24 protein-coding genes are annotated in these 26,037 nt (G+C 57.4%); 13 read left to right on the forward strand and 11 right to left on the reverse strand.

Features of this window, described 5'->3' with window-relative positions; all coding sequences use genetic code 11:
* Positions 1 to 78 precede the first annotated feature (78 nt).
* Positions 79 to 969 carry a 2-hydroxy-3-oxopropionate reductase gene (locus tag FGE05_RS09305; RefSeq protein WP_139644217.1) on the forward strand — a complete coding sequence of 297 codons (891 nt, stop codon included), beginning with the start codon at positions 79 to 81 and terminating at the stop codon, positions 967 to 969.
* 90 nt (positions 970 to 1,059) lie between these two features.
* Here FGE05_RS09305 and glcC read toward each other — a convergent pair whose 3' ends face one another.
* Entirely contained in the window at positions 1,060 to 1,827 is a 768-nt protein-coding gene (gene glcC / locus FGE05_RS09310) for a transcriptional regulator GlcC (RefSeq protein ID WP_139644220.1), read from the reverse strand.
* Positions 1,828 to 2,059: 232 nt separating this feature from the next.
* On the opposite strand from glcC, the gene glcD reads away from it, so the two are divergent.
* Genes glcD through FGE05_RS09330 form a run of 4 tightly spaced genes read left to right on the forward strand, consistent with a single transcriptional unit; the run spans position 2,060 to position 6,266 of the window.
* On the forward strand, positions 2,060 to 3,559 hold the full coding sequence (glcD, locus tag FGE05_RS09315) for a glycolate oxidase subunit GlcD (protein ID WP_139644223.1): 1,500 nt from the start codon (positions 2,060 to 2,062) through the stop codon (positions 3,557 to 3,559).
* Positions 3,559 to 4,623, forward strand: coding sequence for a glycolate oxidase subunit GlcE (glcE, locus tag FGE05_RS09320; protein WP_139644226.1), 1,065 nt, complete (start codon positions 3,559 to 3,561; stop codon positions 4,621 to 4,623). Before glcD ends, glcE begins: the two co-directional genes overlap by 1 nt.
* A gap of 3 nt (positions 4,624 to 4,626) precedes the next feature.
* Positions 4,627 to 5,844: a glycolate oxidase subunit GlcF gene (gene glcF / locus FGE05_RS09325; protein ID WP_139644229.1), complete on the forward strand. Its 1,218-nt coding sequence runs from the start codon at positions 4,627 to 4,629 to the stop codon at positions 5,842 to 5,844.
* Between the two features lie 20 nt (positions 5,845 to 5,864).
* The gene (locus FGE05_RS09330) at positions 5,865 to 6,266 is read left to right on the forward strand and encodes a heme-binding protein (protein ID WP_139644232.1); all 402 of its coding nucleotides are present in this window, start codon (positions 5,865 to 5,867) and stop codon (positions 6,264 to 6,266) included.
* Between the two features lie 157 nt (positions 6,267 to 6,423).
* Here the strand turns inward: FGE05_RS09330 and FGE05_RS09335 are convergent, their stop codons facing one another.
* From FGE05_RS09335 to FGE05_RS09365, 7 genes are all read right to left on the reverse strand, one after another.
* The gene (locus FGE05_RS09335) at positions 6,424 to 7,188 is read right to left on the reverse strand and encodes a hydroxypyruvate isomerase family protein (protein WP_139644235.1); all 765 of its coding nucleotides are present in this window, start codon (positions 7,186 to 7,188) and stop codon (positions 6,424 to 6,426) included.
* Complete coding sequence (locus FGE05_RS09340; protein ID WP_139644237.1) at positions 7,189 to 7,776, reverse strand: NADPH-dependent FMN reductase; 588 nt, start codon at positions 7,774 to 7,776, stop codon at positions 7,189 to 7,191.
* Complete coding sequence (locus FGE05_RS09345) at positions 7,777 to 10,179, reverse strand: RND family transporter (protein ID WP_139644239.1); 2,403 nt, start codon at positions 10,177 to 10,179, stop codon at positions 7,777 to 7,779.
* Positions 10,172 to 11,245, reverse strand: a complete 1,074-nt coding sequence (locus FGE05_RS09350; protein WP_257225625.1) for a YCF48-related protein — start codon at positions 11,243 to 11,245, stop codon at positions 10,172 to 10,174. The genes FGE05_RS09345 and FGE05_RS09350 overlap by 8 nt, the downstream gene beginning before the upstream one ends.
* Positions 11,246 to 11,382: 137 nt before the next feature.
* Complete coding sequence (locus FGE05_RS09355; RefSeq protein WP_139644245.1) at positions 11,383 to 12,735, reverse strand: DUF1329 domain-containing protein; 1,353 nt, start codon at positions 12,733 to 12,735, stop codon at positions 11,383 to 11,385.
* Positions 12,736 to 12,759: 24 nt separating this feature from the next.
* On the reverse strand, positions 12,760 to 14,412 hold the full coding sequence (locus tag FGE05_RS09360; RefSeq protein ID WP_139644246.1) for a DUF1302 domain-containing protein: 1,653 nt from the start codon (positions 14,410 to 14,412) through the stop codon (positions 12,760 to 12,762).
* 106 nt (positions 14,413 to 14,518) lie between these two features.
* Positions 14,519 to 15,067: a heme-binding protein gene (locus tag FGE05_RS09365; RefSeq protein WP_139644249.1), complete on the reverse strand. Its 549-nt coding sequence runs from the start codon at positions 15,065 to 15,067 to the stop codon at positions 14,519 to 14,521.
* A 270-nt stretch (positions 15,068 to 15,337) separates the two neighbouring features.
* Here FGE05_RS09365 and FGE05_RS09370 point away from each other — a divergent pair, with 270 nt between their 5' ends.
* On the forward strand, positions 15,338 to 16,021 hold the full coding sequence (locus FGE05_RS09370) for a GntR family transcriptional regulator (protein WP_139644251.1): 684 nt from the start codon (positions 15,338 to 15,340) through the stop codon (positions 16,019 to 16,021).
* Positions 16,022 to 16,187: 166 nt separating this feature from the next.
* On the opposite strand, the gene FGE05_RS09375 is transcribed toward FGE05_RS09370, so the two are convergent.
* From FGE05_RS09375 to FGE05_RS09385, 3 genes are all read right to left on the reverse strand, one after another.
* A complete protein-coding gene (locus FGE05_RS09375) occupies positions 16,188 to 17,822 on the reverse strand; it encodes a bifunctional 3-(3-hydroxy-phenyl)propionate/3-hydroxycinnamic acid hydroxylase (protein WP_139644253.1) in 1,635 nt (544 codons plus the stop codon).
* 121 nt (positions 17,823 to 17,943) lie between these two features.
* Positions 17,944 to 18,504 carry a VOC family protein gene (locus FGE05_RS09380; protein ID WP_139644255.1) on the reverse strand — a complete coding sequence of 187 codons (561 nt, stop codon included), beginning with the start codon at positions 18,502 to 18,504 and terminating at the stop codon, positions 17,944 to 17,946.
* 40 nt (positions 18,505 to 18,544) lie between these two features.
* On the reverse strand, positions 18,545 to 19,396 hold the full coding sequence (locus FGE05_RS09385) for a fumarylacetoacetate hydrolase family protein (protein WP_139644257.1): 852 nt from the start codon (positions 19,394 to 19,396) through the stop codon (positions 18,545 to 18,547).
* Between the two features lie 122 nt (positions 19,397 to 19,518).
* Here FGE05_RS09385 and FGE05_RS09390 point away from each other — a divergent pair, with 122 nt between their 5' ends.
* From FGE05_RS09390 to FGE05_RS09420, 7 genes are all read left to right on the forward strand, one after another.
* Positions 19,519 to 20,100, forward strand: coding sequence for an amino acid synthesis family protein (locus FGE05_RS09390; RefSeq protein WP_139644259.1), 582 nt, complete (start codon positions 19,519 to 19,521; stop codon positions 20,098 to 20,100).
* A 72-nt stretch (positions 20,101 to 20,172) separates the two neighbouring features.
* Positions 20,173 to 21,288, forward strand: a complete 1,116-nt coding sequence (locus tag FGE05_RS09395; protein WP_139644261.1) for an alcohol dehydrogenase catalytic domain-containing protein — start codon at positions 20,173 to 20,175, stop codon at positions 21,286 to 21,288.
* A 66-nt stretch (positions 21,289 to 21,354) separates the two neighbouring features.
* Entirely contained in the window at positions 21,355 to 21,882 is a 528-nt protein-coding gene (locus FGE05_RS09400) for a cupin domain-containing protein (RefSeq protein ID WP_139644264.1), read from the forward strand.
* Positions 21,883 to 21,919: 37 nt separating this feature from the next.
* Positions 21,920 to 22,768 carry a 3-hydroxyacyl-CoA dehydrogenase NAD-binding domain-containing protein gene (locus FGE05_RS09405; protein ID WP_139644266.1) on the forward strand — a complete coding sequence of 283 codons (849 nt, stop codon included), beginning with the start codon at positions 21,920 to 21,922 and terminating at the stop codon, positions 22,766 to 22,768.
* Positions 22,755 to 23,378: a TetR/AcrR family transcriptional regulator gene (locus tag FGE05_RS09410; RefSeq protein ID WP_139644268.1), complete on the forward strand. Its 624-nt coding sequence runs from the start codon at positions 22,755 to 22,757 to the stop codon at positions 23,376 to 23,378. Before FGE05_RS09405 ends, FGE05_RS09410 begins: the two co-directional genes overlap by 14 nt.
* A gap of 302 nt (positions 23,379 to 23,680) precedes the next feature.
* Entirely contained in the window at positions 23,681 to 24,745 is a 1,065-nt protein-coding gene (iolG, locus tag FGE05_RS09415; protein ID WP_218938871.1) for an inositol 2-dehydrogenase, read from the forward strand.
* A gap of 21 nt (positions 24,746 to 24,766) precedes the next feature.
* A complete protein-coding gene (locus FGE05_RS09420) occupies positions 24,767 to 25,750 on the forward strand; it encodes a Gfo/Idh/MocA family protein (RefSeq protein WP_139644270.1) in 984 nt (327 codons plus the stop codon).
* Positions 25,751 to 26,037: the final 287 nt, after the last annotated feature.

Here is a 26,037-nt window from a genome sequence, read left to right on the forward strand (position 1 = left end):
CATCGCGAGCAAGCTCGCTCCCACAGAAAAGCAGTCTCTCATTGGCTGAAACAGCGATAAAAACAAGAGGATTTTCCCATGGCTAAAATCGGATTCATCGGCACCGGCATCATGGGCCACCCCATGGCACTGAACCTGCAAAAGGCCGGTCACAGCCTGTTCCTGTCCCAACACCATGACCCGGCCCCGGCCGATTTGCTGGCTGGTGGCGCGGTGGCGTTGGCCAACCCGAAGGAAGTGGCCCAGGAAGCCGAGTTCATCATCGTCATGGTCCCGGATACCCCGCAGGTCGACGACGTGCTGTTCCGCGCCGATGGCGTGGCGGCGGGCGTGGGCGCGGGCAAGGTGGTGATCGACATGAGCTCGATCTCCCCCACCGCCACCAAGGCCTTCGCAGCGAAGATCAATGAAAAAGCTGCGCAGTACCTCGATGCGCCGGTGTCCGGCGGCGAAGTCGGTGCCAAGGCCGCGACCCTGAGCATCATGGTCGGTGGCGACGGCACGGCCTTCGAGCGGGCCTTGCCGCTGTTCCAGGCCATGGGCAAGAACATCACCCTGGTGGGCGGCAACGGCGATGGCCAGACCGCCAAAGTGGCGAACCAGATCATAGTCGCCCTGAACATCCAGGCCGTGGCCGAAGCCTTGCTGTTCGCCTCGAAAAACGGCGCCGACCCGGCCAAGGTCCGTGAAGCGCTGATGGGCGGTTTCGCTTCGTCGAAGATCCTCGAAGTGCATGGCGAACGCATGATCAAGGGCACCTTCGACCCAGGTTTCCGCATCAGCCTGCACCAGAAAGACCTGAACCTGGCCCTGCAAGGCGCCAGGGAACTGAACATCAACCTGCCCAACACCGCCAACGCCCAGCAAGTGTTCAGCACCTGCGCGGCCTTGGGTGGCAGCAACTGGGATCACTCGGCGTTGATCAAGGGGTTGGAGCACATGGCGAATTTCTCGATTCGCGACAACTGACACCCCGAAAAAACCTGTGGGGGTGGGCTTGCTCGCGAAGACGGCGCCGGGAAGGCTGTCCCATGGCCCAGATGGTGACCCGCGACGGCCTCATGCCCACCCCTCAAGTCGCAACGTCGCCCGAACCAAGCGTTGCTCTTCGCTTTCGATTTCCTTGAGGTTCTCGCAGATGCTCTGGATGTGAGCGATGGCGGCCTTTCGCGCTTGCTCGGGCAAGCGGCCGGTGACAGCGTTGTAGAGCCGCGCGTGTTGACGGTCGATCTGACGCTTTTGCGGTTCGCGGTGATAGAGGTTGTTGACCGAGGTAAACACCGAGTTGAGCAGCAAATCTGTCAGCGAACGCAAGGTTTGCACCAGCACCGGATTATGCGAAGCCTCGCAGATTGCCAGGTGAAATGCATGATCGAGCCGGGCATGTTCACTCGCCTCCAGCGAGCGCCTGTGGGCATCGAGCAACGCCTCGTAGCTACGGGTGATGAGGACGAAATCAGCCTCGGTCCCACGCAAGGCCGCCAAACGCGCGGACTCGCCCTCGAGCAGGCTGCGGACCTCGAATAGATCATAGAGCGTTCGTGGCTGCGAGCTGAACAGGTACATGAGCGGTGACGCCAAGCCGTGCCCCGACAAGTCTGCCACGAACGACCCCTTGCCTTGCTCGGTCTTGATAATCCCGCGAGCGCGCAACAATTTCAGCCCCTCTCGAAGGGCGGTGCGGGAAACGCCGAGTTTTTCCGTCAGCCGCCGTTCCGAAGGTAACAGTTGCCCGGTCTTGAGCACGCCGTCGACGATCAAGCGCTCGATGCGCTCACACACTACGTCGGCGACTTGCAAACCACGACTCGCTTGTGCGCTATCCATGGATTCTCCAACTGGTATGACCAGCTTCAGCGCCAATCTCAAATCCGTTGAGATATAACGCCAACATCATGTTTTTAAAGTTATTTTTCAAAAAATAAAAAAACACAGGATTAAAAAACTGGTTCGACCAGCCTAACAACAGATAGACAGTAAAGCGCGCCAGACCAATGATGCAAGTCGGCTGTATCAGAACAGACCTCTAATAAAAACAACTGAGTCTCGCGCTACGACTATGAACATTCTCTACGATGAACACGTCGACGGCGTCCTGCCTGACGTCGACAAAAACGCGCTGCTGCAAGCCCTGCGAAACCAGTTACCCGACCTGGAAATCCTGCATCAGCGCGAAGAACTCAAACCGTACGAATGCGATGGACTCTCCGCTTATCGCACTACACCCATGTTGGTGGTGTTACCGCGCAAGATCGATCAGGTTCAAAGAGTGCTTCGGCTCTGCCATGAACTCAAAGTGCCAGTCGTCGCCCGTGGTGCGGGCACGGGTTTGTCCGGCGGAGCCCTGCCGCTGGAAAAAGGCGTCTTGCTGGTGATGGCACGCTTCAACAACATTTTGCACATCGACCCGGCCGCCCGGACCGCACGCGTCCAGCCCGGGGTACGCAACCTGGCGATCTCCCAGGCTGCCGCGCCGTTTGGCTTGTACTACGCGCCAGACCCTTCCTCCCAGATCGCCTGTTCCATCGGCGGTAACGTGGCGGAAAACGCCGGTGGCGTGCATTGCCTGAAGTATGGCCTGACCGTCCACAACCTGCTCAAGGTCGATATCCTCACCGTTGACGGTGAACACTTGAGCCTGGGATCGGACGCGCTCGACTCACCGGGCTTTGACTTGCTCGCGCTGTTCACCGGTTCCGAAGGCATGCTCGGAGTGATCACTGAGGTCACGGTCAAACTGCTGCCCAAACCGCAAACCGCCAGAGTGCTGCTGGCGGCGTTCGACTCGGTGGAAAAAGCCGGCCGCGCAGTGGGCGACATCATTGCCGCAGGCATCATCCCGGGCGGCCTGGAAATGATGGACAACCTGGCCATCCGCGCCGCCGAAGACTTCATCCACGCCGGCTACCCGGTGGACGCCGAAGCCATTCTGCTGTGCGAGCTCGATGGTGTCGAAGCCGACGTTCATGATGACTGCAACCGCGTGCGCCAGGTCCTGGAGCAAGCCGGCGCCACCGAAGTGCGCCAGGCCCGGGATGAGGCCGAACGGGTGCGTTTCTGGGCCGGGCGCAAGAATGCGTTTCCGGCGGTGGGCCGCCTCTCACCGGATTATTACTGCATGGATGGGACGATCCCGCGCCGGGAATTGCCTGGCGTTCTGCACGCAATTGCCGAGTTGTCGGGCGAATACGGCCTGCGAGTGGCCAACGTTTTCCACGCAGGTGACGGCAACATGCATCCGCTGATCCTGTTCGATGCCAATCAACCGGGAGAGCTCGATCGCGCCGAAGCCTTGGGCGGCAAGATCCTCGAGCTCTGCGTGAAAGTCGGCGGCAGCATCACCGGCGAACACGGGGTGGGGCGCGAGAAAATCAATCAGATGTGCGCGCAGTTCAACAGCGATGAGTTGACCCTGTTCCATGCCGTCAAAGCCGCGTTTGATCCGAGCGGCTTGCTCAATCCCGGCAAGAACATTCCCACCCTGCACCGCTGCGCCGAGTTTGGCGCCATGCACGTTCACATGGGCCAGATGCCCTTTCCCGAACTGGAGCGCTTTTGATGCACAGCGAACACGATATCGATGACAGTGACGCGCTACTGGAGCAGGTCAATCAAGCGTTGCACACTGCCACTGCGCTGCGCATCCAGGGTTCCAACAGCAAGGCGTTTCTTGGAAGAATCGCAGCGGGGGAAGTGCTCGACACGCGCTCCCACCGTGGCATCGTCAGCTATGACCCGACCGAGTTGGTGATCACCGCCCGCTGCGGTACGCCGCTGTCAGAACTGGTGAGCGTATTGGACGATGCGCAACAGATGCTGCCCTGCGAACCGCCCTCCTTCAGCAACGACGCCACGGTCGGCGGAATGATCGCTTGCGGCTTATCGGGCCCACGGCGGCCTTGGTCGGGATCCGTGCGCGACTTTGTCCTTGGCACACGGGTCATCACCGGGCACGGCAAACATTTGCGCTTCGGTGGCGAGGTGATGAAGAACGTAGCGGGCTATGACCTTTCGCGTTTGATGGCCGGCAGTTTTGGCGCACTGGGTGTGATCACCGAGGTGTCACTCAAGGTTCTTCCGAAACCGCGTCAGTGCTTAAGCATCAGCCTTGAAATCGACACCGAGCGCGCCTTGCTTCGCCTCACGGAATGGGGCCAGCAGCCACTGCCGATCAGCGCGGCCTGCCACGACGGAGCATTTCTGCACCTGCGCCTGGAAGGCGGCGAAGGCTCGGTGGCGGCGGCCCATGACCGTCTGGGTGGCGAGCGGCTGGACTCTTCGTACTGGCAAGACCTGAACGAACATCGGTTGGGTTTCTTCGACGGGGATCTGCCCCTTTGGCGCCTGTCCTTGCCCCATGACACCTCCCGACTGTCCTTGCCAGGTACTCAATTGATCGATTGGGGCGGCGCCCAGCGCTGGCTCAAATCCGACGCCGAAGCGACCTTGATTCGCTCTGTCGTGAAGGAGGTCGGCGGGCACGTGACCTGCTACAGCCACGGCTTGATCGACAGCCCATTCCAACCGCTGCCCGACGCACTGATGCGCTACCACCGCAACTTGAAACAACAACTCGATCCACGGGGCATCTTCAACCCCGGTCGCTTGTACGCGGAGCTTTGAATCATGCAGACAACCTTGAGCGAGGACGCCCGCCGACTGCCCCGCGCCGAAGAAGCCGAAAGTATCCTGCGCAGTTGCGTGCACTGCGGTTTCTGCAATGCCACCTGCCCGACCTATCAACTGCTGGGTGATGAACTCGATGGCCCGAGGGGACGCATCTACCTGATCAAGCAGGTGCTTGAAGGCAACGAGGTGACCCGCAAGACCCAGGAACACCTGGATCGCTGCCTATCTTGCCGCAACTGCGAAACCACCTGCCCTTCGGGGGTCGACTATCACAACCTGCTGGACATCGGCCGGGCGGTGGTCGACGCGGCAGTGCCGCGACCTCTCGGCCAACGCCTGCTGCGCCAGGGATTGCGCGGCGTGTTGCCCAATCCGGGGCTGTTCAAAGGGCTGCTGAGCAGTGGCCAGGTTTTCCGCGCATTGTTGCCAAACACGCTGCAAGTCAAATTGCCTGGCAACGTGCATCCGGCAAAGCCGCGACCGACCACTCGTCATGCCCGGCAAGTGCTCATGCTAGAGGGCTGCGTGCAACCGAGCCTGTCGCCCAATACCAACGCGGCCGCCGCACGCGTACTGGATCGACTGGGGATCAGCGTCACCACCAACCGCGAGACCGGATGTTGCGGTGCGGTGGACTATCACCTGGACGCTCAGGCCGCCGGCCTCGAGCGGGCCCGCCGCAACATCGACGCGTGGTGGCCGAGCATTGAAAGCGGTGCCGAGGCCATCGTGCAAACTGCCAGCGGCTGCGGTGCCTTCGTCAAGGAGTATGGCCACCTGCTTCGCACCGACCCGGCGTATGCCGACAAAGCAAAAAGGGTCAGTGCCCTCGCCAAGGACCTGGTGGAAGTCTTGCGCGACGAGCCGCTGGATAAGCTCGGCGTAAACAGCGACCAACGCCTGGCGTTCCACTGCCCCTGCACTCTGCAGCACGCGCAGAAACTCGGGGGTGCGGTCGAAGCAATCCTGACAAACCTTGGCTTCAACCTGACCGCCGTTCCCGATAGCCACCTGTGCTGCGGCTCGGCGGGCACTTATTCGCTGACCCAACCCGAACTGTCCAGGCAACTGCGCGACAACAAGCTCAATGCGCTGGAAAGCGAGCACCCCGACGTCATTGTCACCGCCAATATCGGCTGTCAGTCTCACCTCAACGGTGCGGGTCGTACCCCTGTCCGGCACTGGATCGAACTGATCGAAGCCGCGCTGCCTTAAACGAACACTGGAGAATGCCCATGAAAAGCAAAGCCGTACTGAGCCAGACCGAAGTCAGCCAAATTCTCGCTGCCGCACGGACCGAAGCCCAACACAATCAATGGGCCGTGACCATCGTGATTGTCGATGACGGCGGCCATCCCTTGGCCCTTGAGCGTCTTGACGGTTGCGCCCCGATTGGCGCCTACATCGCCACCGAAAAGGCCCGCACCTCGGCTCTCGGCCGGCGTGAGTCCAAAGGCTACGAGGACATGGTCAATGGCGGGCGCCACGCCTTTCTGTCAGCACCCTTGCTGACCTCCCTCGAAGGCGGGGTGCCGGTCATCGTCGACGGCCAAGTGATCGGTGCGGTCGGTGTCTCGGGGGTCAAGGCTGAGCAGGATGCGCAAGTGGCCCGGGCCGGTGCGCAGTGTCTGCAATGAATTGAGCGTCAGTGATTAACGCTCCAAAAGCATGGGGTGATTCAGGTCAAGGGGCTTTTCGGAGGGTGACTGGTACGATCCAACTGCCCTCCACGATCACCCTGCGTTCCTTCGCCAAACGTCGAAATGATTGTTCTAATCGAGCGATGTATCGGACTTAAGGACCTCGATAGCCATTAAGCCATCCCAGACCGTCAGCTGTCCCCGCAACAGGGTTATATTCACATCCGATCCAGCCCTGATAGGCATGAGTCTTGAGAAAATCCAAGATGGCCCGCGCGTTGAGGCGCCCGACATCGGGTTCATGCCGTCCAGGAAATCCAGCCATCTGAAAATGATCGGCTTGGGCAAGATAACGTGCGGTGCAATCCATTGGATCGAGTTGCTCCATAGACGCGTGATAAATGTCCAGGATCAATCCCAACCCATCCAATCGTTCCGTCCATTGAATTGCGTCAGACAACGAGCGGATAAAATAACCCGCCAACGACACCTGATTGATGGCTTCGATCACCAGTTTGATCTTATAGCGACTCGCTTCTTCAATCGCCCAATTCATGTTCTCTTCAAATACACGGCATGACGACTCATGGCGCGCATGATCGACCACACCGCTCAGTACGTGCAGAAGCGGGCTATTACCCGCCACGGCATACTCCAGCCCCCGGAGAAAATCATCCTTGAACTCGACTTCTCGACCGACTACAGCAGCCAACCCCTTGCTGCCGGGTCGCAAGGGCACGGTTGCCAAGACCTGCCGGAGCGCCGTGCGTTCCAGATGTCTTGCAACGGTGACGGCTGGAAGACCTGCCGGAAAACTGAATTCCACAGCGTCAAAGCCGGCGTCACGCGCTGCAGCAAAGCGATCTTCAAAAGGCAACTCCGTGAACAGGAGTGATAGATTTGCAGCGAACCTGATCATTCAGCGCCCCGCGCCATTCACGTCGACTTTTTCTTTCGCTGCCTGTTTGATCTGCTCGATCAACGCGCCAATGCCATTCAGCAAAAAATCCCGAGCAGCACCATCCGCCAGCCGTCCATGTTCTATTTTGCTGTACACATCGCCTATGACGATCTGTGGGTGAACCACCACGGCAGCCTGGATCGCCCATAGGGTTTCATTGAGTTGTTGATGGGCCCGAACGCCTCCGGTAAACGCAGGCGAAGCCGTGAAACCCAGCACTGGACGCCCCGTCAGGACCGACTTGCCATGGGGGCGGGACAACCAGTCCAGCGCATTTTTCAGTACACCAGACATTCCATGGTTGTATTCCGGCGAGGCGATCAATACCCCATCGGCAGCCGCCACGGCTGCACGCAGGTCACTCACGGCCTGCGGGGCATGGACGCCGTCGTGATCTTCGTTGTACGGCGGGATGCTTTCCAATCCATGGAGCGTCAATCGAACCTGCCCGGACAATCGCTCAGCCATTGTATTGAGGATCGCCGTATGGGCCGAGTGCTGACGCAGGCTGCCTGACAGGCCGAGGATATTTATCGATGCCGTCATTTAAATGCTCACGATCTGCGGTTTTGGCTTGAGGAAGAAATGGGCGAGCGCCGGCACCAGTATCAATGCACCCACCATGTTCCAGATGAACATGAAGCCGAGCAGGATGCCCATATCGGCCTGGAACTTGATGGGCGACAACACCCAGGTCAGTACCGCGATACCCAGGGTAATCCCCGTCATCACCACCACTTTTCCCGTCGAAAGCAGGGCCAGGTAATAAGCATCGGACAGGCTTGAGCCATTACGCAGGTTGGTCAGCGTCACGCTAAGGATGTACAACGCGTAATCCACTCCGATGCCTACCCCCAGCGCAATCACGGGCAGCGTCGCGACCTTGACGCCGATGTTCAGTCCTACCATCAAGGCTTCGCACAAAATGGACGTCAGCATCAGCGGCAAGACCGTGCACACCACCGCCCGCCAAGACCTGAAGGTGATGAAGCACAAAGCGATAACGGCTGCATAGACCATGAAGAGCATCTGCACATTCGAGCGCTTGACGACGATGTTGGTGGCCGCTTCGATCCCGGCATTACCCGCCGCATTCAGGAACTGTATCTGATCGGTGTTATGGGCCGCCGCGAATTGCTCGACGGTTTGCACCACACTGGTGAGCGTGTCCGCCTTGTGATCCGTGAGATAGACATAAACCGTGAGCAAATCGCAATTCTGGTTAAACAGCTCACGGGGTGCACGTGTGATGATCGCGTTCAACAGCCCTTGATTACGCGGTATCTCGTACCAGGTCATGCTGCCTTCATTCATACCCGCGGCGGCCTGCTTGCTGAGGGCGGCCAAAGACGTGGTCGACACCACCCCGGGCAACTGTTGAAGCTGAGCTTCCAACGCGTCGACCGACACCAATGTCTGGTAGTTGGCGCAATAGTATTGAGGGGTTTTGACCATCACGACGTACTTGTCGCTGCTGGCGGAAAAGTTACTGACCATAAAGCGATTGTCGGTGTTGTAGCGCGATTCGGGACGCAGTTCCGGGGCACCAGGATTCAGGTCGCCGATCTTCACGTGCAGGCTGACGGCAAACCCGGCCGCCCCCAGCATCACGGCGATGATGACTGCGCCGCTCGCCCATTTGCGCTCGGTGAACAGATCCAGGAACGCCCAGAATGGATGTCGGGAGTGGTGTGCGTCCAGCTGCGAGAACTTGTCGTTAGCCGCTTCACGCAATGCCGCGGCCTTGCTGACACCGGTGTACGACAACAGGATCGGCAACAGGATAAGGTTAGTGAAAATCAGGGTCAGCACGCCGATCGTGGCGGCAACGGCCAGATCCTGGATGACCGGAATCTTGATAATCATCAGAACAGCGAATCCCACGGCGTCCGCCACCAACGCCATCAGCCCGGTCAAGAACAGGCGGCGAAAGGTGAAGCGCGCCGCCACCCGTTTGTCGGCTCCACGCCCGATGTCCTGCATGATCCCGTTCATCTTCTGCGCGCCATGGCTCAAGCCGATGGCAAACACCAGAAACGGAACGAGGATCGAGTACGGGTCAAGATCAAAGCCCAAGGTCGGCAGCAACCCGAGCAACCAGACCACGGCGATGATCGAGCACAGCAGCACCAACAAGGTACTGCGCACGCAACGGGTGTACCAATACAGCACGATGCCGCAGATGATCAAGGTGGCGGCAAAGAACAGCTGCATCTGGCGCATGCCGTCGATCAGGTCACCCACCACCTTGGCGAAGCCGGTGATGTGGATCTTGATGTTGTCGGTTTCGTACTTGGCCCGAATCGTTTCAAGCTGACTTGAGAGCGCGTTGTAATCGAGCGGTTGACCGTCGTCGGATGCCGTTTCCTGAAGGGGCAATAGCACGATGCTGGAGTTGAAGTTGGCAGCGACCAGGCGGCCCACTTCTCCCGAGCGTTCGACGTTCTGCCGAACCTGCTCCAGGCTGGCGGCTGAGCCATCGTAATTGTCAGGTATCACCGGACCGCCGTCGAAGCCCTCCTCCGTCACGCCGATCCAGCGGGTCGCAGGCGTCCACAGGGACTTCATGTATGAGCGATCGACGCCAGGTAATAAAAACACCTCGTCATTTATTTTCTTGACCGTCTCCAGGTAAGCGGCATCGAAGATGCTGCCCTGCCTGGCTTCGATCGCAATACGTAAAGTGTTGCCGCCCTCGCTGAGCTGGTCGCGATTTTTCAGATAGTTCTGCACATAAGGATGATCCGTTGGGATCATTTTTTCGAAGGCCGCATTGAGCTTCAGACTCAGTGCCTGGTAGCCCAGTACCAGACTGAGTATCACGCAAATGCCAAGAATCACACTGCGATGATTGAACAAGAGCCGCTCGACCAGAGTGCCGGAGGACGGGTCGAATGCATCCGGTTTAGGGATGGTTTGATGCTCGGCAGAGCGAGTATAGCTATTCATTGATCTGCTCCGACGACTGCACTGCAGCTTCGGATGACAGCATGCCCCGTGCGCTGCTAATGATCAGGCTACCGTTTGCGGCCTGCGCCATACCTGTGAAATAACTGGGTTGGGTGATCTTCAAGACTGATGCTTTGGTACTGCCCTGCTCAAAACGCAGCACTCTTCCCGATTCATCGGCGAGGAGCACGGCGCCATCCTCCAGCCGCAGACCACTGGTCAACGTGACCGGCTGCAAGGTGTCGAGGCGCTGCCAGGTATCGCCGCGATCCTTGGACTCGAAGGCTTTGCCGCGAAGCCCAAACGCCAGAATGGATCCGGCATTGGTCGATTGGAGTCCGAAGGTCGTGCCTTCATACGGTGAAGCGAGGGACTCGAAGGTCTTGCCCTCGTCACTGGAGCGCAACAGCGTGCCCTGTTCGCCAGCGATGAACAGATCCGTTCCCACCCACTCGATACTGTAGAGGTGCAATCCGTTTGGGTTCTCAATGCGGGAACGAATCGATTGCCAACTGAGCCCGCCGTCATGAGTCACGAAAGCCAGGCCGTATGCGCCAACCACGATCCCGTTCTTGGCATCCAAAAACAGTAGATCGAGAAAAGGTTTGTCGGGACCATCGTCCACGAGTTGCTGAGCTTGAGCCAAACGCTCTTGCGCTTTTTCTGCGTCGCCAGCAGCTTCGGTGCCTTGCTTGGCTTCCTGCAATTCGATGTCGGCGGCCAGAACGCCATCCAACTGTTTCTCCCAGCTCAGTCCGCCGTCCCGGCTGTGCAGGACCACCCCGGCGTGTCCGACGACCCAGCCTTCGAGGTCATCGAAAAAGCGAACTTTGACAAGGGTCATGCTGACCGGGGAACTGACTTGCCTCCAGCTACCACCGTTATCATCAGAGACAACGATGAACCCTCTTTCGCCAACCGCCACAAGGCGCTGACCTGCCCTGGCGACACTCAGCATGACCGATTTGGCTGCCATGGCGCTTGTGACCGATGGCTGCACCGGCAGCCCGACGGGCTGCGCCGCCGCTACGCCGGTGAACGCCGTGATGATTGACACACTTAGCATCAACGCTTTGAACGGATGTGGGTATAAAACCCCGGGACTTTGAATTCGCATTGGCCAGCCTCGATGATGCGGTTCAGTGGACGCCGCGCCAGTGGCACCGCGTCCATGGAACAAAAGTTTGAAAATTGTTGCGAGGCTCAGCGCACCGACCCGGACGCTACCGAATTCCCGGTGAAGAAGTTCTCGGGCTTGCGTGGTATGACGCTATAGGTTTCTCCATTCAAGCTTTGCACGACGCTGTAGGTCTTGGCTTGCAGGTTGTAGATCACCACGGGTTTGACAACCACCGCAGGAATGGAGGGAACAACGAAGGGCAGCACCTGGGAGACTCGCCACAGTTTGCCCTCGGCGTCGTAGCCATCCACCAGCGAGATGGTCCAGCTGTCTTCGTCGATGAAGAATCGACGCTTGGGCACCGCGTGGCGTTTGCCCGGCGCCACCGTGGCTTCCAGCTCCCAGACACGGTGCAGTTCCCAGCGTAGTTTGTCCGCATTGAGGTGGTTGGCGGTAAAGGCGTCGTCGCGTTTCTCGGTATGGAACTTGTTGTCGTTGTAAGGGATGTACAGTTCTTTCTTACCCACCAGTTTCCAGTCGTAACGATCCGGATGGCCGATAAAACCGTGCACTTCATCGAAATAGTTGGCGCCTGAGGCGACGAAGTCCGGAGTGTCATAACCCACGGTAGGCGCACGCCGCACACGACGTTGGCCGACCAGGTACTGCCAGGCCTCCCGGGGCTCCTGGGCATTGATGCTGTCATGGGTCACCAGCGATTCCCCGGCCTTGAACGGCGGCTCGCTGGTCAGGAACCGCAGCAGCGCATACTGCCCCGTCCATTTATCCGCGGCACCGTCCTTGTAGTAGTACGGGTATTGCCAGTTCTCCACGCCTCGGCTGGCCAACGTCCGAGTCCCGTCGGCGTTGCCGATGATGTTGGCATAGCCCATCTGTATGGATTCGGCCTCGACTCGCAGCAGGAAATTCCAGATGACCTCATTGCCATTTTTCGGAATCGGGAACGGGATACCGCCGTAGCAGCCCTCTACCGACAAACCGTTGCTGGTGGTCTTGCAGTTGGTGGCGTTGGCGAAGGTGTTTTGATAGACGCTATCCGGCGCCGCGGCACTACGGTGAGTGGGGTAAACATCCAGGTGGAAAGTGTCGGGGAACCTGGCCAACAGGGCTTTGGTGCCCTCACTCAACTTGTCGGCGTACTGCGCAGCGTTCTTGGCAGTGATCTGCAACACCGGTTTCTCGCTGGGAAACGGATCGGCAGGCACATCGCCGAACTTGGCTCCGGCGACATCCTTGATCAAGCCGCCGGTCCAGGCCGGGATGGAGCCATCGGCGTTACCGGCTTTTTCGGCGCCCATGGGCGTCAGCGTGGTCTTGAGCTTCGCCGCCTCGTCAGGACTGACCGCCGCTAGCGCGGTGCCAACAGACAGGGAGATCGACAAAGTGGACAGCAACAGCAGTTTAATTTTTATCATTATCAGGGCCCGCCTGTTCTTTGCTTAAAAGGTTCGCTGGATCGAAAACGCCACGAAATCCCGGTCTTTCATGTTTTGCTGGTAGGTGAACGAATTGGCTGAATTGATGACTGGCCCGGCCTCACCGAAGAAGTTGGTGTAGCTCAGCGAGGCATACCACTGCTTCTTGTAATCGGCCTTGAGACCCAGCGTCAGGTCGCCGCCATGTTCCGGGCCGAATGCTTGAGGCGTGACGGAAGAGCGTCCGGACGGGTTGTAGCCAAGGGTGATCGGCGCTTGGACATCGATGCCGGGAAAGACCTGGAAATACTGCGGTTCAAAGGTGAAGCGCAGGGCGAAGGCATCGCGCGTGGTATTGGGGTCCAGTTGATCGGCATTCTTGGTCACGCTCAGCCGCCGGTTGAACGCCAGCTCACCCAGCAGGGAAGCGCCGTCCCACAGCGCGGATCCCCCGTAGACATTGATCATCGATACCTGGGCATGCCACGACCGACCGATGGGGTACGCGGGATCGGAGTCGTTGTCGGCCCCCATGCCAGTGATGATGGTGCCGCCGACACCCGCGAGGGGCGTATCGAGCCTGATGGATGTTTCACCCGCGATATTGGCCTCGCCCACCTGCGTGCTGAAGCTCGCGCCAAATACCTTGACGTCCTCGGGATAGACATTGATGAACGAGTCATCAGCCCCTGGCACCAGCGCGGCAGGGCGGAAATAGAACACGGGGGTTTTTTCGTGGTACTTCGCCGCGTAGAGGCCGAATTCCCAGTCCTCCACAGCGAACTTCAACTGTGCGCCGAACTGCCCGGAATCCCTGGCTTCCTTGTCCTTGCCATGACGCAGCTCACCGGTTGGGAAGAACACCCGTTCGCCTCCCTCACCCACAAAATCCGCGCCACTGAAGTAGCTACCCGCGGCGGGCAAACGGGTCTTGTTCCATTCGAACTGGTAGTAGGCCCCCACACTCACGGTGTCGTTCAGTTGCCAGTTGCCGGACACCTGCTTGGTGGGCATCAGGATTTCCTTGAACTGCGAACCGGGGACTGACTGAAGCTTCACCAAGTCCACCGTAGACTGGGCATTGGCAATGCCGTTAGCGCCGAAGAACAGGCTTTCACCGTAAATCTGCGTGAACTGCCCGAGCCGCCCGGACAGCGAGGTCGTGCCGATTTCCTTCGAGCCATAGACAAAAGCGTCGAGGATTTCAGTGCGTTGACCGTGGATCCGGCGAGTGTCGCTGGTGAATTCGTCGTGGTCGACACTCACCGAGTTGGCGGTGCCCGGCGAATCGTTGTCATTGTCGTGGCTGTAGACGTTGTCGTACCAGGAGGCCGCACTGAGGCGCGCACCGACGTCTTTGTACTTGATGTCGAATTCGGAAAGGATGTCCAGACGATTGGAAATGAGTCCGCGATCAAAGTTTCGATCGCCGTCGTCCAGGTTGGGATTGCTGTTGGACGTCCCAGGGCCGGCCGCCACCTTGTGATCGAGTTTATTCACCCGCCAGGCGTTGCTGTACTTGATGGTGTTATCCCACGACGCCGAAAGGTCGGGGTTGCCAGTGTCGATCTGGAAGGCCTGCGCCTGGGTTGAAAGGCCCAGCAAGATCGTTGCGCCGACTGCGCAAGCAAGGCTGGAGACCGGCAACGGGCAGAACCGCTGGTTGGCTGTTTTCATGGAGATGTTCCTGTTTTTTTGTTTTTGTAAAAGGTCATCCACTCGCAGAATTTGCTGCGAATACATCAGGTGCTGCGTGATATGCCTAGCTTCTTGGTTACCTGCCTTATCGCCCTTGATGGAAAGCCAACGCTAGTAGGCCAGCCTCCACCAGAGCTATGTCCAGTTGCGATTTCAAACCGCTGACGGCAAACCCGCCTACGACTTCATCCTCGACAATGATTGGCAGTCCACCCTCGATGGCAAAGACGCCGTGAATCATCGATGCGGCGACTCGGCCGGCCGCCACCATCTCCTCGAAAAACTTGGTCGGTCGGCGAGTCAGTGCGGCGCTGCGGGCTTTATCGATGGCCGTCTGGGCAGACGAGACGGATGCGCCATCAAGCCTCCTGAACGCCATCAAGCAGCCCGCCTCATCAACCACCGTCATGGAGACCTTCCAGTTCTCCTGGTCGGCTTTTCCCATGGCCGCCACGAGCACCAGTTCGGCGTCAGCCAAGTCGAGTACCCGTTTTGTCCTCATCGCCCACCTCGCAGTTCTTCGGAATCGACCAGCGCCAAAAGCCTTAATATTGTGCGTAAAAAATATTTTGCTGCATTTCAAATCACTTTGTGCACAAAAAATATTCCTGCTCAAATTCAAAGTCAAGAACATTCGGCCAAGCACCCTCTTCCCTTTCCAGGTAACCCAGAGAAGGTTTGAGCGAAAGCAAGTGAACGCACCGCAAACCGCGGGAAACGGCAGCCTGGATTTTCCCGCCGGAGGGTCGCTCCTTAGGCATTTGGGTCAGGGGGAAAAGGAAAGACGGGGGGGAAATTTTCTGTATGGTGATAGCAGTCTGCTCAATGCCGGATACATTTTTTGCATTAAGCGGTGTTTTGCGCATAAAATCGGTTTAGTGCAAATTCCAGGAAAACTCAGACCATGATTCCCTCCCCTAACAGTCCGCTGATCGATGTCGCGTTGACACAGATGAAGAAGGCGATTGTTTGTTGCGAGTTGGCCCCAGGCGAAAAGCTCAAGGTCGCCGAATTGTCCAAAATCTACGGACTGAGCAGCTCGCCTATTCGCGAGGCACTCAATCGCCTGACTCAGGACGGCGTCGTTGAAGCCAGCGATAACAAGGGGTTCAGGGTTGCCCCTATTTCCACCGCGGACTTTCGAGACATCACACGGCTGCGCTGTCTGCTGGAGTGCGAAGCACTGAGCGACGCCATGGAATTTGGTGATGACGCCTGGGAGGCGAATGTACTGGGTGCATTCCACCGCTTGAATCTGATCGAGAAAAAGCTGGGAAGTGGCGTACTCGTACTCGACGATGAGTGGTCTGCCCGGCACAAGGCCTTTCACTTCGCGCTGTTTGCGGCATGCCCTTCACCGCTGATGCTCAAGATGGTCGACTCCCTTTTCGACAGAGCTGAGCGCTACAGGCGCTATTCGGCCAAGCAGCGAATCACGCCGAGGCACAAGGGCAATGAGCATCAGAAACTGATGGATGCTGCGCTGGCACGAGCCCCCCAAGCCGTGACCCTTTTGCGCGATCACATACAAAACACCTTGAGTCGAACGATAGAAGCCATCGAGCGCCAACAGGCGACGCTTCAGTAAAGACGTCGTGAGCTACTCTTCATTACTGCGGGTTCGCTGCACTCGATACCTGGTGCAACAGCGTCGTACCGCCTCCTCTTGTGCGGGTTGACCGCCGTGTAAAACCCTTCGCCCCGCACTGCTTTCGTGGACAGAACCAGGCGAAGGGGTTGTTGCCTTTCAGGCTCTAGGCCTGCGCGAACCTGAGCGTCTTGTCGCAAACGCCACCTTGGGCAGGCGCGGGCTTCTGCGGCTTACACCACAGCGCAAGCTCCATGCTCTCGAGCAACTCCATCGCCCAGGCCACCGTAACCGCTCCTCCATATACGTAATGATCTGGCCGCACGATCACCACGTTGCAGCCTCGACGCTCGAGCCACTGTGACAACACGCCATCGACTTCCTGATATTCGTCGACCGAGCGAGCACCGCGCTGCTCGGCATTGACCAAACGCACCACACTAATGGGCAACCCCTTGAACGACTGACTGCTGCGTAGGCAATTCAACAAGGCACTGGCATCGAACCCAGCCGCGATGACGACACGAAACGACTGGCCGGTGAACTCATCAAGCAGCGCCGTTTTTCCGGCATGATTGATCACCCTGGGTTGGGGAAACAACTCACCGGCCGGTGGTACCTGCGCGATAAACCCTTGCGACAATCCTGGGATCAGCGATTGGCGGACGGTTCCTCCCGGGTTCGCCTGCATCTGCTCGATCAAACGTGCATCCCGGACTGCGGCGCGCTGGCTGTCGCGCTCACAGATCACGCCACCGAACTCCTTGGCCGCCAGGGTGGTCTGGCGCACATGCGGCGCACGCTCGAGCTGATACGTCTCCAGCAAGTCCGGAGCTGCCAACCCTTCTTTTACCAGAGCGATTTTCCAGACCAGGTTCAAGGCATCGCGCATCCCCTGGCACATGCCTTGTGCCAGGAATGGCGGCGTCATGTGGGCCGCGTCCCCAAGGAAAAACACCCGGTCGGCTTTCCATTGCTCGAGGATCAAGGCATGGAATCGATAGGCCGAGGCCCGCCACAACTGGTAGTCCTGCTCCGGCAACCAGCGCGCAATCAGCTTCCTGATCGTTTCAGGCTGCGAGATCTCCGAAGGCTGCTCGTCCGGATTGATCATGAACTCCCAGCGACGATGCCGCCCCGGGCCGACGACAAAGGTGCACGGCCTGGCCGATTCGCAGAACTGGACGTTGGTCTTCGGCAGATCCTCCCCCGCCCCTTCGTTGAGGATCACATCGACCACTAGCCATGGCTCGTCGAACGCCAGGTCGTCCATCTTCAGCCCCAGGCGGGTACGGATTGGACTGGTACCGCCATCGCAGGCCAATACATGGGCCGCCGTGACCGTGCGCTCGATGCCATCCTTCGCCTGGATGCGCACATGCGCCTGGGACTCGGTGGAGTCGACCGACAACACCTCGGAACCCAGCTCAACGGTGACCGACTTGAAACTGGCGATTTTCTCGCGAAGCGCGCGCTCCACCGGTGGCTGGGAAAACACGTAGTTCGGCGCCCAACCCAGGGGAAAAGGCGGTTGGGCAGCGTCAATGCGCTTGATCAACTGTGAACCGGTCGTGCGGTATTCCGAGGGGCGGTAAGGCATGACATGTTCAGCGATGCTGTCGGCCAGGCCGATATTGCCGAAGACGCGCATCACTTCATGGTCAAAGCCCATGGCTCGAGGGTTGGCATAAACCGTTTCGGACTTCTCCACCACCAGGGCATCGAGCCCCCACAGACCGGCCAGATTGGCGCACAAGGCGCCCACCGGTCCCATTCCAACAATGATGACATCGTAGTCCATCGTCTACTCCGCTTCTTGTAGTTGTCGATTGCGAGTGCTGGTTGATGCCAATGGATTCCAGCCATCAACCAGGCTTCACCTGTACTGGACGGAACGGGTTTCTGACCCGTTCCTGGAACGATCAGGCGATTCGGACCCGCTGCTCTTCAATTTTCGCTCGGATGGAATCCATCCATTGCTCGCGCGTCTGAAACCCTGGACGACGCCTGCACATCGCCTCGGTCTGGGCCAGGATGACCTCGGTCGGCAGCTCGAGATCCAGTGGCTCCTTGCAAGGCTGAGCGGTATAGAACGGTGCGTCGACATACATTTCGACGGGGTTGCCTTCAGGGTCCTTGAAGTAAATCGACCAGGCATTCCCATGGTCCACTTGGGCGATGCCCTCAATGCCGCTCTTTTTGGCGAACTGGTAGTAGGTCTTCAGGTCATCCAACGAATTGAGCAGGAACGATAGCTGATTGATCGGGTTGAATGGCAGATCGACCGGCTTGCCGTCAAAGAGCACGACCTGATGATGCAGCTCCGGATTCTGTGTCATGAAGAACAGGCGATGCCCGGTCGAGGCCACGCCTTTATCGCTGACGATGAAACCCAGGACGCGACAGTAGAAATCGACCATCCGGTCCAGGTCCGAGCAGAACACGCCGGAATGGGTGAAATTAATGGTGGGTAACGCGGGCATGTGGAACCTCCAGTTTTTATGATTGTGTAGAGGACAACGCTCAGGCTTCGTCAATAACGCCGTTCGATAAGGTCCCGATTTCAGTGATGACCACTTCGAACACATCGCCGGGTTTCAGGAAAATCGGCGGTTTGCGCTTGAAGCCGATGCCGCTCGGTGTGCCGGTTGCCAGAATGTCGCCCGGGTTCCATGGCAGCGCCTTGGACACGTAGGAGATCAAATGCGGAATGTCGAAAGCCAGCTCCGAGAGGCTGCCTTCCTGCAGTTGCTCACCGTTGAGAACGCCCCGCACCACCAGCGTACGGTAGTCGGAAATTTCCTCCGCTGGAATGATCCAAGGGCCCAGTGCACCTGTTTTCCTGAACGTCTTGCCCATGCCGTACTGGTGCGTATGGAACTGCCAATCCCGAACGCTGGCATCGTTGAAGCAGGTGTAGCCCGCCACATGGTCCATGGCATCGGCCGGATCGATGTGCGCACCACCTTTACCAATGACTACGGCCAGTTCAGCTTCGAAATCGAACTGTTCCGAGACTTTTGGCCTGACCAGCGGTTCGCCGTGGGGCAGTAGCGTTTCGGCAAATCGCTGGAATATCACCGGAAACTCTCCGACCTTCCTGCCGGCCTCTTCGGCATGAGCCACATAGTTGATGCCCACGCAGATCACCTTGCCGGGATTGGGTATGACGGCCTCCAACTGGACACTGGAAAACGAATAGTCGGGCTGGGCAGTCTCTACGATCTTGCGCGCCTCCTGCACCAGCAGTCGATTGGCCAGAAAGGAGGCGAGATCCGGAACTTGCGCGAAACGACGGGTCAGCTCGACCACCCCATCACCTGACACTGCGCCAAAATGCGCCTTCCCATCTTTGCGATACGAAATCAGCTTCATGTTTTTCTCCTGTTTTTTGTGCACAAAAACTAATTTCTTGCACCATACATCATTAAATGCATAATGCAAAAGGTCGCAAAAAAAATAATGAGCCCCATGAGGCTCCTGTCCTGGAGGCAAGCATGTCGCTGGTGAAGGTTCGCAAGATCAAACTGGACGTCGAAGAAATATTCCACGAGGGAGGCCCACGTGCGTCAGCCCCATTGCGCATTGCGGTCGCCACTGCCGTGGTCACCAACCCCTATGCAGGTCGGTATGAAGAAGACCTGCTGCCATTCATGCAGGAACTCAGGGGGTTAGGCGCACAACTGTCCGAGCAACTGATCCAGGCACTGGGCGGTGCCGCGCAGGTACAGGCTTATGGCAAGGGTGCAATTGTCGGTGAAGACGGCGAACTGGAACACGGAGCGGTCTGGCACGAAGCGGGTGGCTGGGCCATGCGCGAGGCACTGGGCAATCCCAAGGCAATCGTTCCAGCGGCCAAGACTATCGGTGGCCCGGGTTGCCGGGTGATGATTCCGCTGGGGCATATTCAGGCAGCTTATGTCCGCAGTCATTTTGGTGTCGCGGAAATGACGGTGTGGGACGGCCCCCGCCGCGGCGAAATCGCTTTCGGCCTGGCCATGGCGACAGGCGGCAGGATCCATTCGCGATTGGGCGGTCTGGCGGTCGCCGACGTGAAAGGCGAAGACGGGTTACGGTGATGCCAAGGTTTTGAAGTGTCGCTCCACAGATTACGCACCACGACAAAAATAATATGAGTATCGGAGAACATCATGACTGCAAAAACGATGCGCGCCGCCCGCCTGTATGAAGGCGGCAAACCCATGGTTATCGAGCAGTTGCCCGTCCCGGGAATTCGCCCAACTGAAGTGCTCGTCAAGATCAAGGCCTGCGGGATCGTCCCCAACCTCCACAACATCCTGACGAATTGGGTCAAGTGGTTCCCGCAGAATCCGCTGCCAAAACTGCCGGCGACTTTCGGCCTCGACCCCACGGGCGTCATCGAGGCCGTAGGCGAGCAGGTCTACGATTTCAAGGTCGGTGACCGGGTCTACGTCAATCCGGGCCGCTACTGTGGTTCCTGCCGAGCCTGTCGTGCGGGCAATACCATTGCTTGCACGGCCTACACCTTCAATGGCTATTTCGGCTTCACGCCAAAAAGCCCGCGCATGTTCGAAGACTACCCCTACGGTGGCCTTTGCGAGTACATCCCTGCTCCGCAATACAGCCTGGTGAAACTGCCCGAGAACCTCAGTTTCGAGACTGCCGCACGACTGGGCTACCTGGGTACCGCCTACAAGGCTATGCTCAAGGCCAATGTCGGGCCTGGCACCACCCTGCTGATCAATGGCATCAGTGGCACGCTCGGCTTGGGCGCCGTCGCGCTGGCGCTGGCGATGGGCGTTCGCAAGATCCTCGGCACAGCTCGTAACCAGGAGCTCTTCCAGCGGGTGAAAGACCTCGCTGCGCCAGGCCGGATTGAAATTCACACGTTGGGCACGATGCCCATCCATGAATGGGTCAATGAAGTCACCCACGGTGAAGGCGTCGATGTGGTGATCGATGCCCTGGGTCCAGGGGCACCACACGAGACCCTGACCCAAGCCCTCAAGTCCATTCACCGTGGCGGGCACCTGGTCAATATCGGTGCCATCGCAGGTGAGGTCCCCATCGACCTGCATTGGATCATGGACAACGACATCCAGATCAGTGGTTCGGCCTGGTTCACCACAGGACAAGGGCAAGCCATGGCGGACATGGTGGAATCCGGGGCACTGGATCTTTCATTCTTCGAAAATACCGCCTTTAGCCTGGAAGACGTGAACGGCGCAATCACCGGCATTGAAAATCGTCATGGTGGCTTCAGTAACTACGTCATCTGCCCCTGAAACCAACCAGACGGGTGCAACACAACGGCGGGCACGTTGAGGCCCGCCACTGATTCAGGGGATGCCATGAAAATCAGAAGAGTCGTCACCGGCCTGGATGCCTCAGGCCAATCCATATTCATCAGCGATGACGCGGCCCCACGGTCTTGCGACTTTGAGTCCATTCCCGGCCATGCCATGGCGCACCTGTGGTCCACCGGCCCGACGGCCGACGCACAGCAGGACCCCACCCAGGGGCACCCTTCCCTGATCCCCCTGCCAGGCGAAACCAGCCTGGCGATCTATGACTTTCCGCCGGACACCGTGATGCAGAACCCGACGGATGTCGGGCAGATGATCGAGGAGCTGGGCGGCGCCCTTCCCGGCTTGTTCGAATGCTTCGAGCCGGATCATCCAGGCATGCATACGACGCCTACCATCGACTACGGCATCCTGCTTCAGGGCGAACTCTGGCTGGAGCTGGACAATGGCGAGCAGAAACTTATCCGGCCCGGTGAGGTTGTCATCCAACGTGGAACCCGTCACGCCTGGCGCAACAAAAGCGATCAAATCGCCCGGGCGCTGTTTGTGATGGTCGGTGCCAAACGCGATTAGCCAATATTTTCCCAGACACTGAATCCAGGAAACCTACATGACCCTGCGTCACATTGCAGTGATCGGCGCTGGCACGATGGGCAGTGGAATCGCCCAGACGTGCGCGGCAGCCGGCCACGACCTGTTACTCATCGATATCAGCGAGCAGGCAATCGAGCGAGGCCTGCACGCCGTGCAGACGAATTTGAACCGGCAAGTGAGCAAGGGTACCCTCACCCGCGAGCAAGCCACCGACACGCTACAACGTATCCGCACCTCGACTCATTACATCGATTTGAATGACATGGACATGGTGATTGAGGCCGCTACGGAAAACCTCGCCCTCAAGCACTCGATTCTGCAACAGATCGCTGCCCATGTTCGCCCGGACTGTCTGATCGCCAGCAACACCTCATCGTTGTCGATCACAGAACTGGCAACCAGCATCACCCACCCGGAACGCTTCATGGGTATTCATTTCTTCAACCCGGTGCCCGTCATGGGGTTGGTGGAACTGATCCGTGGTTTGCAGACCAGCGACACGACCTGTTTCACCGCCCAGGCATTGGTCGAACAGCTGGGAAAAACCGCGATCCATACTCAAAATCGCCCTGGGTTCATCGTCAACAGAATCCTCATTCCGATGATCAACGAAGCCATCTTCATCCTTCAGGAAAATGGCGACGCTCAAGCCATCGATGCCAGCATGCGCCTGGGGTGCAACCAGCCGATCGGGCCTTTGGCGCTGGCCGATCTGATTGGGTTGGATACCGTGCTTGCCATCCTGGAAAGCTTGCAAAGCGGTTTTGGTGACCCGAAATACCGTGCCGCACCTTTACTCAGGGAGTTAGTCGCTGCGGGCTTCCTGGGCAAGAAATCGGGACGAGGCTTTCATGTCTACAGCTGAAGCTTACAAGGGGTACGACACCATACGTGCTCAAGCTTTAGAGCTTTTCGTCAATAAGGGGGTCGGTCAAGTCAGCATGCGGGAACTGGCTCGCCATGTAGGCCTTGCTCCCGGCTCCCTGTACAACTACTTCCCTAGCAAGCAAGCTTTGTTATTCGACCTCATAGAGGAGATATATGACGAGCTCTATCTGCTGGTCCAACCTGCTAGGCAAGGAGCTGCCAAGGCTCGCTCCCTCTCGGACCTGATCGTTGCACACCTGCGCATGCACCGTCGGCGTCCGCAATCCTTTCGACTGGCGCTACAGGGCTTCGTCTATCTGGATGATGCTCAGCAGCAGCGGATCGTCCACAAGCGCAAACTGTATGAAAGCGCATTCATTGCCGCAGTATCCAACGCTACTTTCCCGGCCAACGATACAGGCTCGGTGGCTCTGCATGCCATTATCCAGTTCCTCAACTGCCTCCCGGACTGGCTTGATGATCGCCAGTTAGATGACGAGGCGTGCATGCTGCTTGTCGAGCAACTTATCACGGGAGCACTCCGCGTATGCTCGGAGGCTAACTCACTCAGACCGGACAAGAGCGCCAACACGTACGTATTTTCATAATTTGAGGCCATACTCGTGCGCGCATAAGAAAAACAGTTGCTAAGCTCCGCGCAGAAGCGTCTACATACGCTGCCCAACAGTTATTTAAATCTTCTTGTTTAACGCATAAAGTTATATGGCTAATGAAAACGCACTGACTCAATCACGTCAGCCCCCTACGTTAAAATCAGCGTCACACTGGACTTAATCAGACCAACGTCTAGCCAATTATCGTTCGGCTCCTTCACTGCAAATCATCAAAAATCAGCTGATAAATTTTAGTTTTCAGTGGCCATCTAAAAGTACGATCGGCAAGGGGTTGTTTGGACGAGCTCTGGCTGCCAGTCTTGGATAGTTTTCCATCTCGAAAACCATCAACAATAAGAGATTTCCTCATGCTCAGAATAGGGGTTTTAGGATGCGGTCGGATTGGAAATGTGCACGCTGCAAGTGTTGCGCAGACTCCATCTGCCAGATTGACTGCAGTAGCCGATGCAGTTCCTGCAGCTGCTCAAGCATGTGCCAATCGGTTCAATGTCGAAGCACGTTCGATTCAGGCCCTCATCAGCGCAAATGATATCGACGCGGTAGTCATTGCGACGTCCTCGCCCACTCACTTCGAGTTCATTCACGCTGTGGCGGACGCAGGGAAGCCGATTTTCTGTGAAAAGCCTATCGATATGTCCTCTGATAGGGTTCGGCAGTGCATTGCCAAGGTAGCTGCAGCCGGGGTCCCTTTCATGACCGCGTTCAATCAGCGCTTCGATCCACACTTCGGGACGCTTCAAAAACGTCTCGCTGCCGGCGAAATTGGTGAACTGGAATCCGTGTCCATCATTTCCCGAGATCCATCACCTCCGCCGAGAGAGTATCTTAAAGGCTCCGGCGGCATTTTCAGAGACATGATGATTCATGACTTTGACTTAGCTAGATTCCTACTAAACGAAAATCCGACCCGGGTTTTCGCAACTGGTGCTGCTTTAATCGATCCAAGTATCAAAGAGCTGCATGATGTAGACACTGCGGTTGCACTGCTAATGACCAAATCAGGCAAAATCTGCCAGATCTCTAACTCGCGGCGCGCTAGTTACGGTTATGACCAAAGACTTGAAGTGCACGGTGCCAAGGGCATGCTGCGAGTGAAGAATGTGCATGAAAATCAGGTGGAGAGCGCGACAAGCCTTGGCTTTACCTTACCTGTTGCAAAGCCTTTCTTCCTCGAGCGATTCGGCCCCGCTTATCTCGCCGAAATGGAACATTTTGTTTCATGCATTTCCATAGGCACTTCCCCCACGCCGAATGCAGAGGACGGGCTGATTGCTCAGCTGATCGCAGATGCTGCCACAGAATCCTTGGCGCTCGGCCAACCGGTCGATATTAGCTACTAGTCCAATACAGTAGGAATAGCTATGAAAATTGGGATTATAGGACTCGGAAATGTAGCCGAACTCCATCTTATAGCGTTGAAAGAGCTTGATCCTGATGCATATGTGGGCGGTTGGGGTAGAACCGCCAAAAGAGCGGAGCTTTTCATAGAGCGATTTGGGGGACGCTTTTATACATCTCCGGAGACATTGCTCGCAGACGAGGCCATTGATGCCGTAATAATTTGCACCAATGCTGCATCTCATTTTACTTTCGCGAAGCAAGCGTTGTTAGCAAAGAAGCATGTTCTGCTAGAAAAACCTATTTGCGAAAGACCAGCGCAAATTCAGGAACTGGCGCAATTAGCGCGGGAAGCAGGCAAGGTTTGCATGCCCTCACATAACTATGTATACGCCGAAACGATGCAGCGGGTGCGGGCTCATATCGACGCCGGTCACTTGGGTGAAATCCTGAATTTTTGGGCGCTATACAATAAGCGCCACCCAGCAGAAATGGGATCGCCCGATCTGACCATGAGTGAACTGATGGTACACCACGTCTACTGCATGCTGTACTTCTTAGGACGTCCAGCAAGAATTTTTGCTACCGGCTCCAATGTTCATTTTGATGACCCGCAAGCCCATGATCAATTGATGATCGTTGCTGAATACCCTAACGGAACAATTGCGAATCTGTGGGGAAGCTTTTCCGCCGATGACCGCAGTCGCGACCCTTGGTCTGTGTACTTCAAAATCATCGGAAAAAACGGTTCCGCCATCGTCCCTTGGGACACCAACAAGTTCGGCGACGCAAGACTACCGTTCTGGGATGACGGAACATATTGGGATAGTTTCTATCAGATTCAGAAATTCTTCTTGGACGAGTGCCTCACCAACAAGAGAGGTCCACTATCTACAATGGCTGATGCGCTCGATGCTGCGGTGATTATGGATGTAGCGCGTGATTCGATAGCATTACGCCAATCGATGGAAATTGCTTATATTAATATTGATGATTATTTCGCGTGATCACCTTCATTTTTTGCTCCGTTTCCGTTCGCCTCGTAGGCAAGGCAACGCTTGCTACTTCCCGACATACGGCAACGGCCCTGCCGACCGCCTGCTCTAAAACCTAATAGCGCAACTACATATATATGGAAAATCGATAATTAATTTATTTAATTTGGAGATAATCAGACAAAAAATCGGATTAAAACTTAAAATATAAGGGATGATACGGTCCTCCCCATGCGGGCATGGCGCATTGTCATGACTCGTTACGCTTTGATTTGAAAAGCATTCCGGAGGGCTTTGTC

The sequence above is a fragment of the Pseudomonas sp. ICMP22404 genome (assembly GCF_006227205.1).
Classification (GTDB): Bacteria; Pseudomonadota; Gammaproteobacteria; order Pseudomonadales; family Pseudomonadaceae; genus Aquipseudomonas.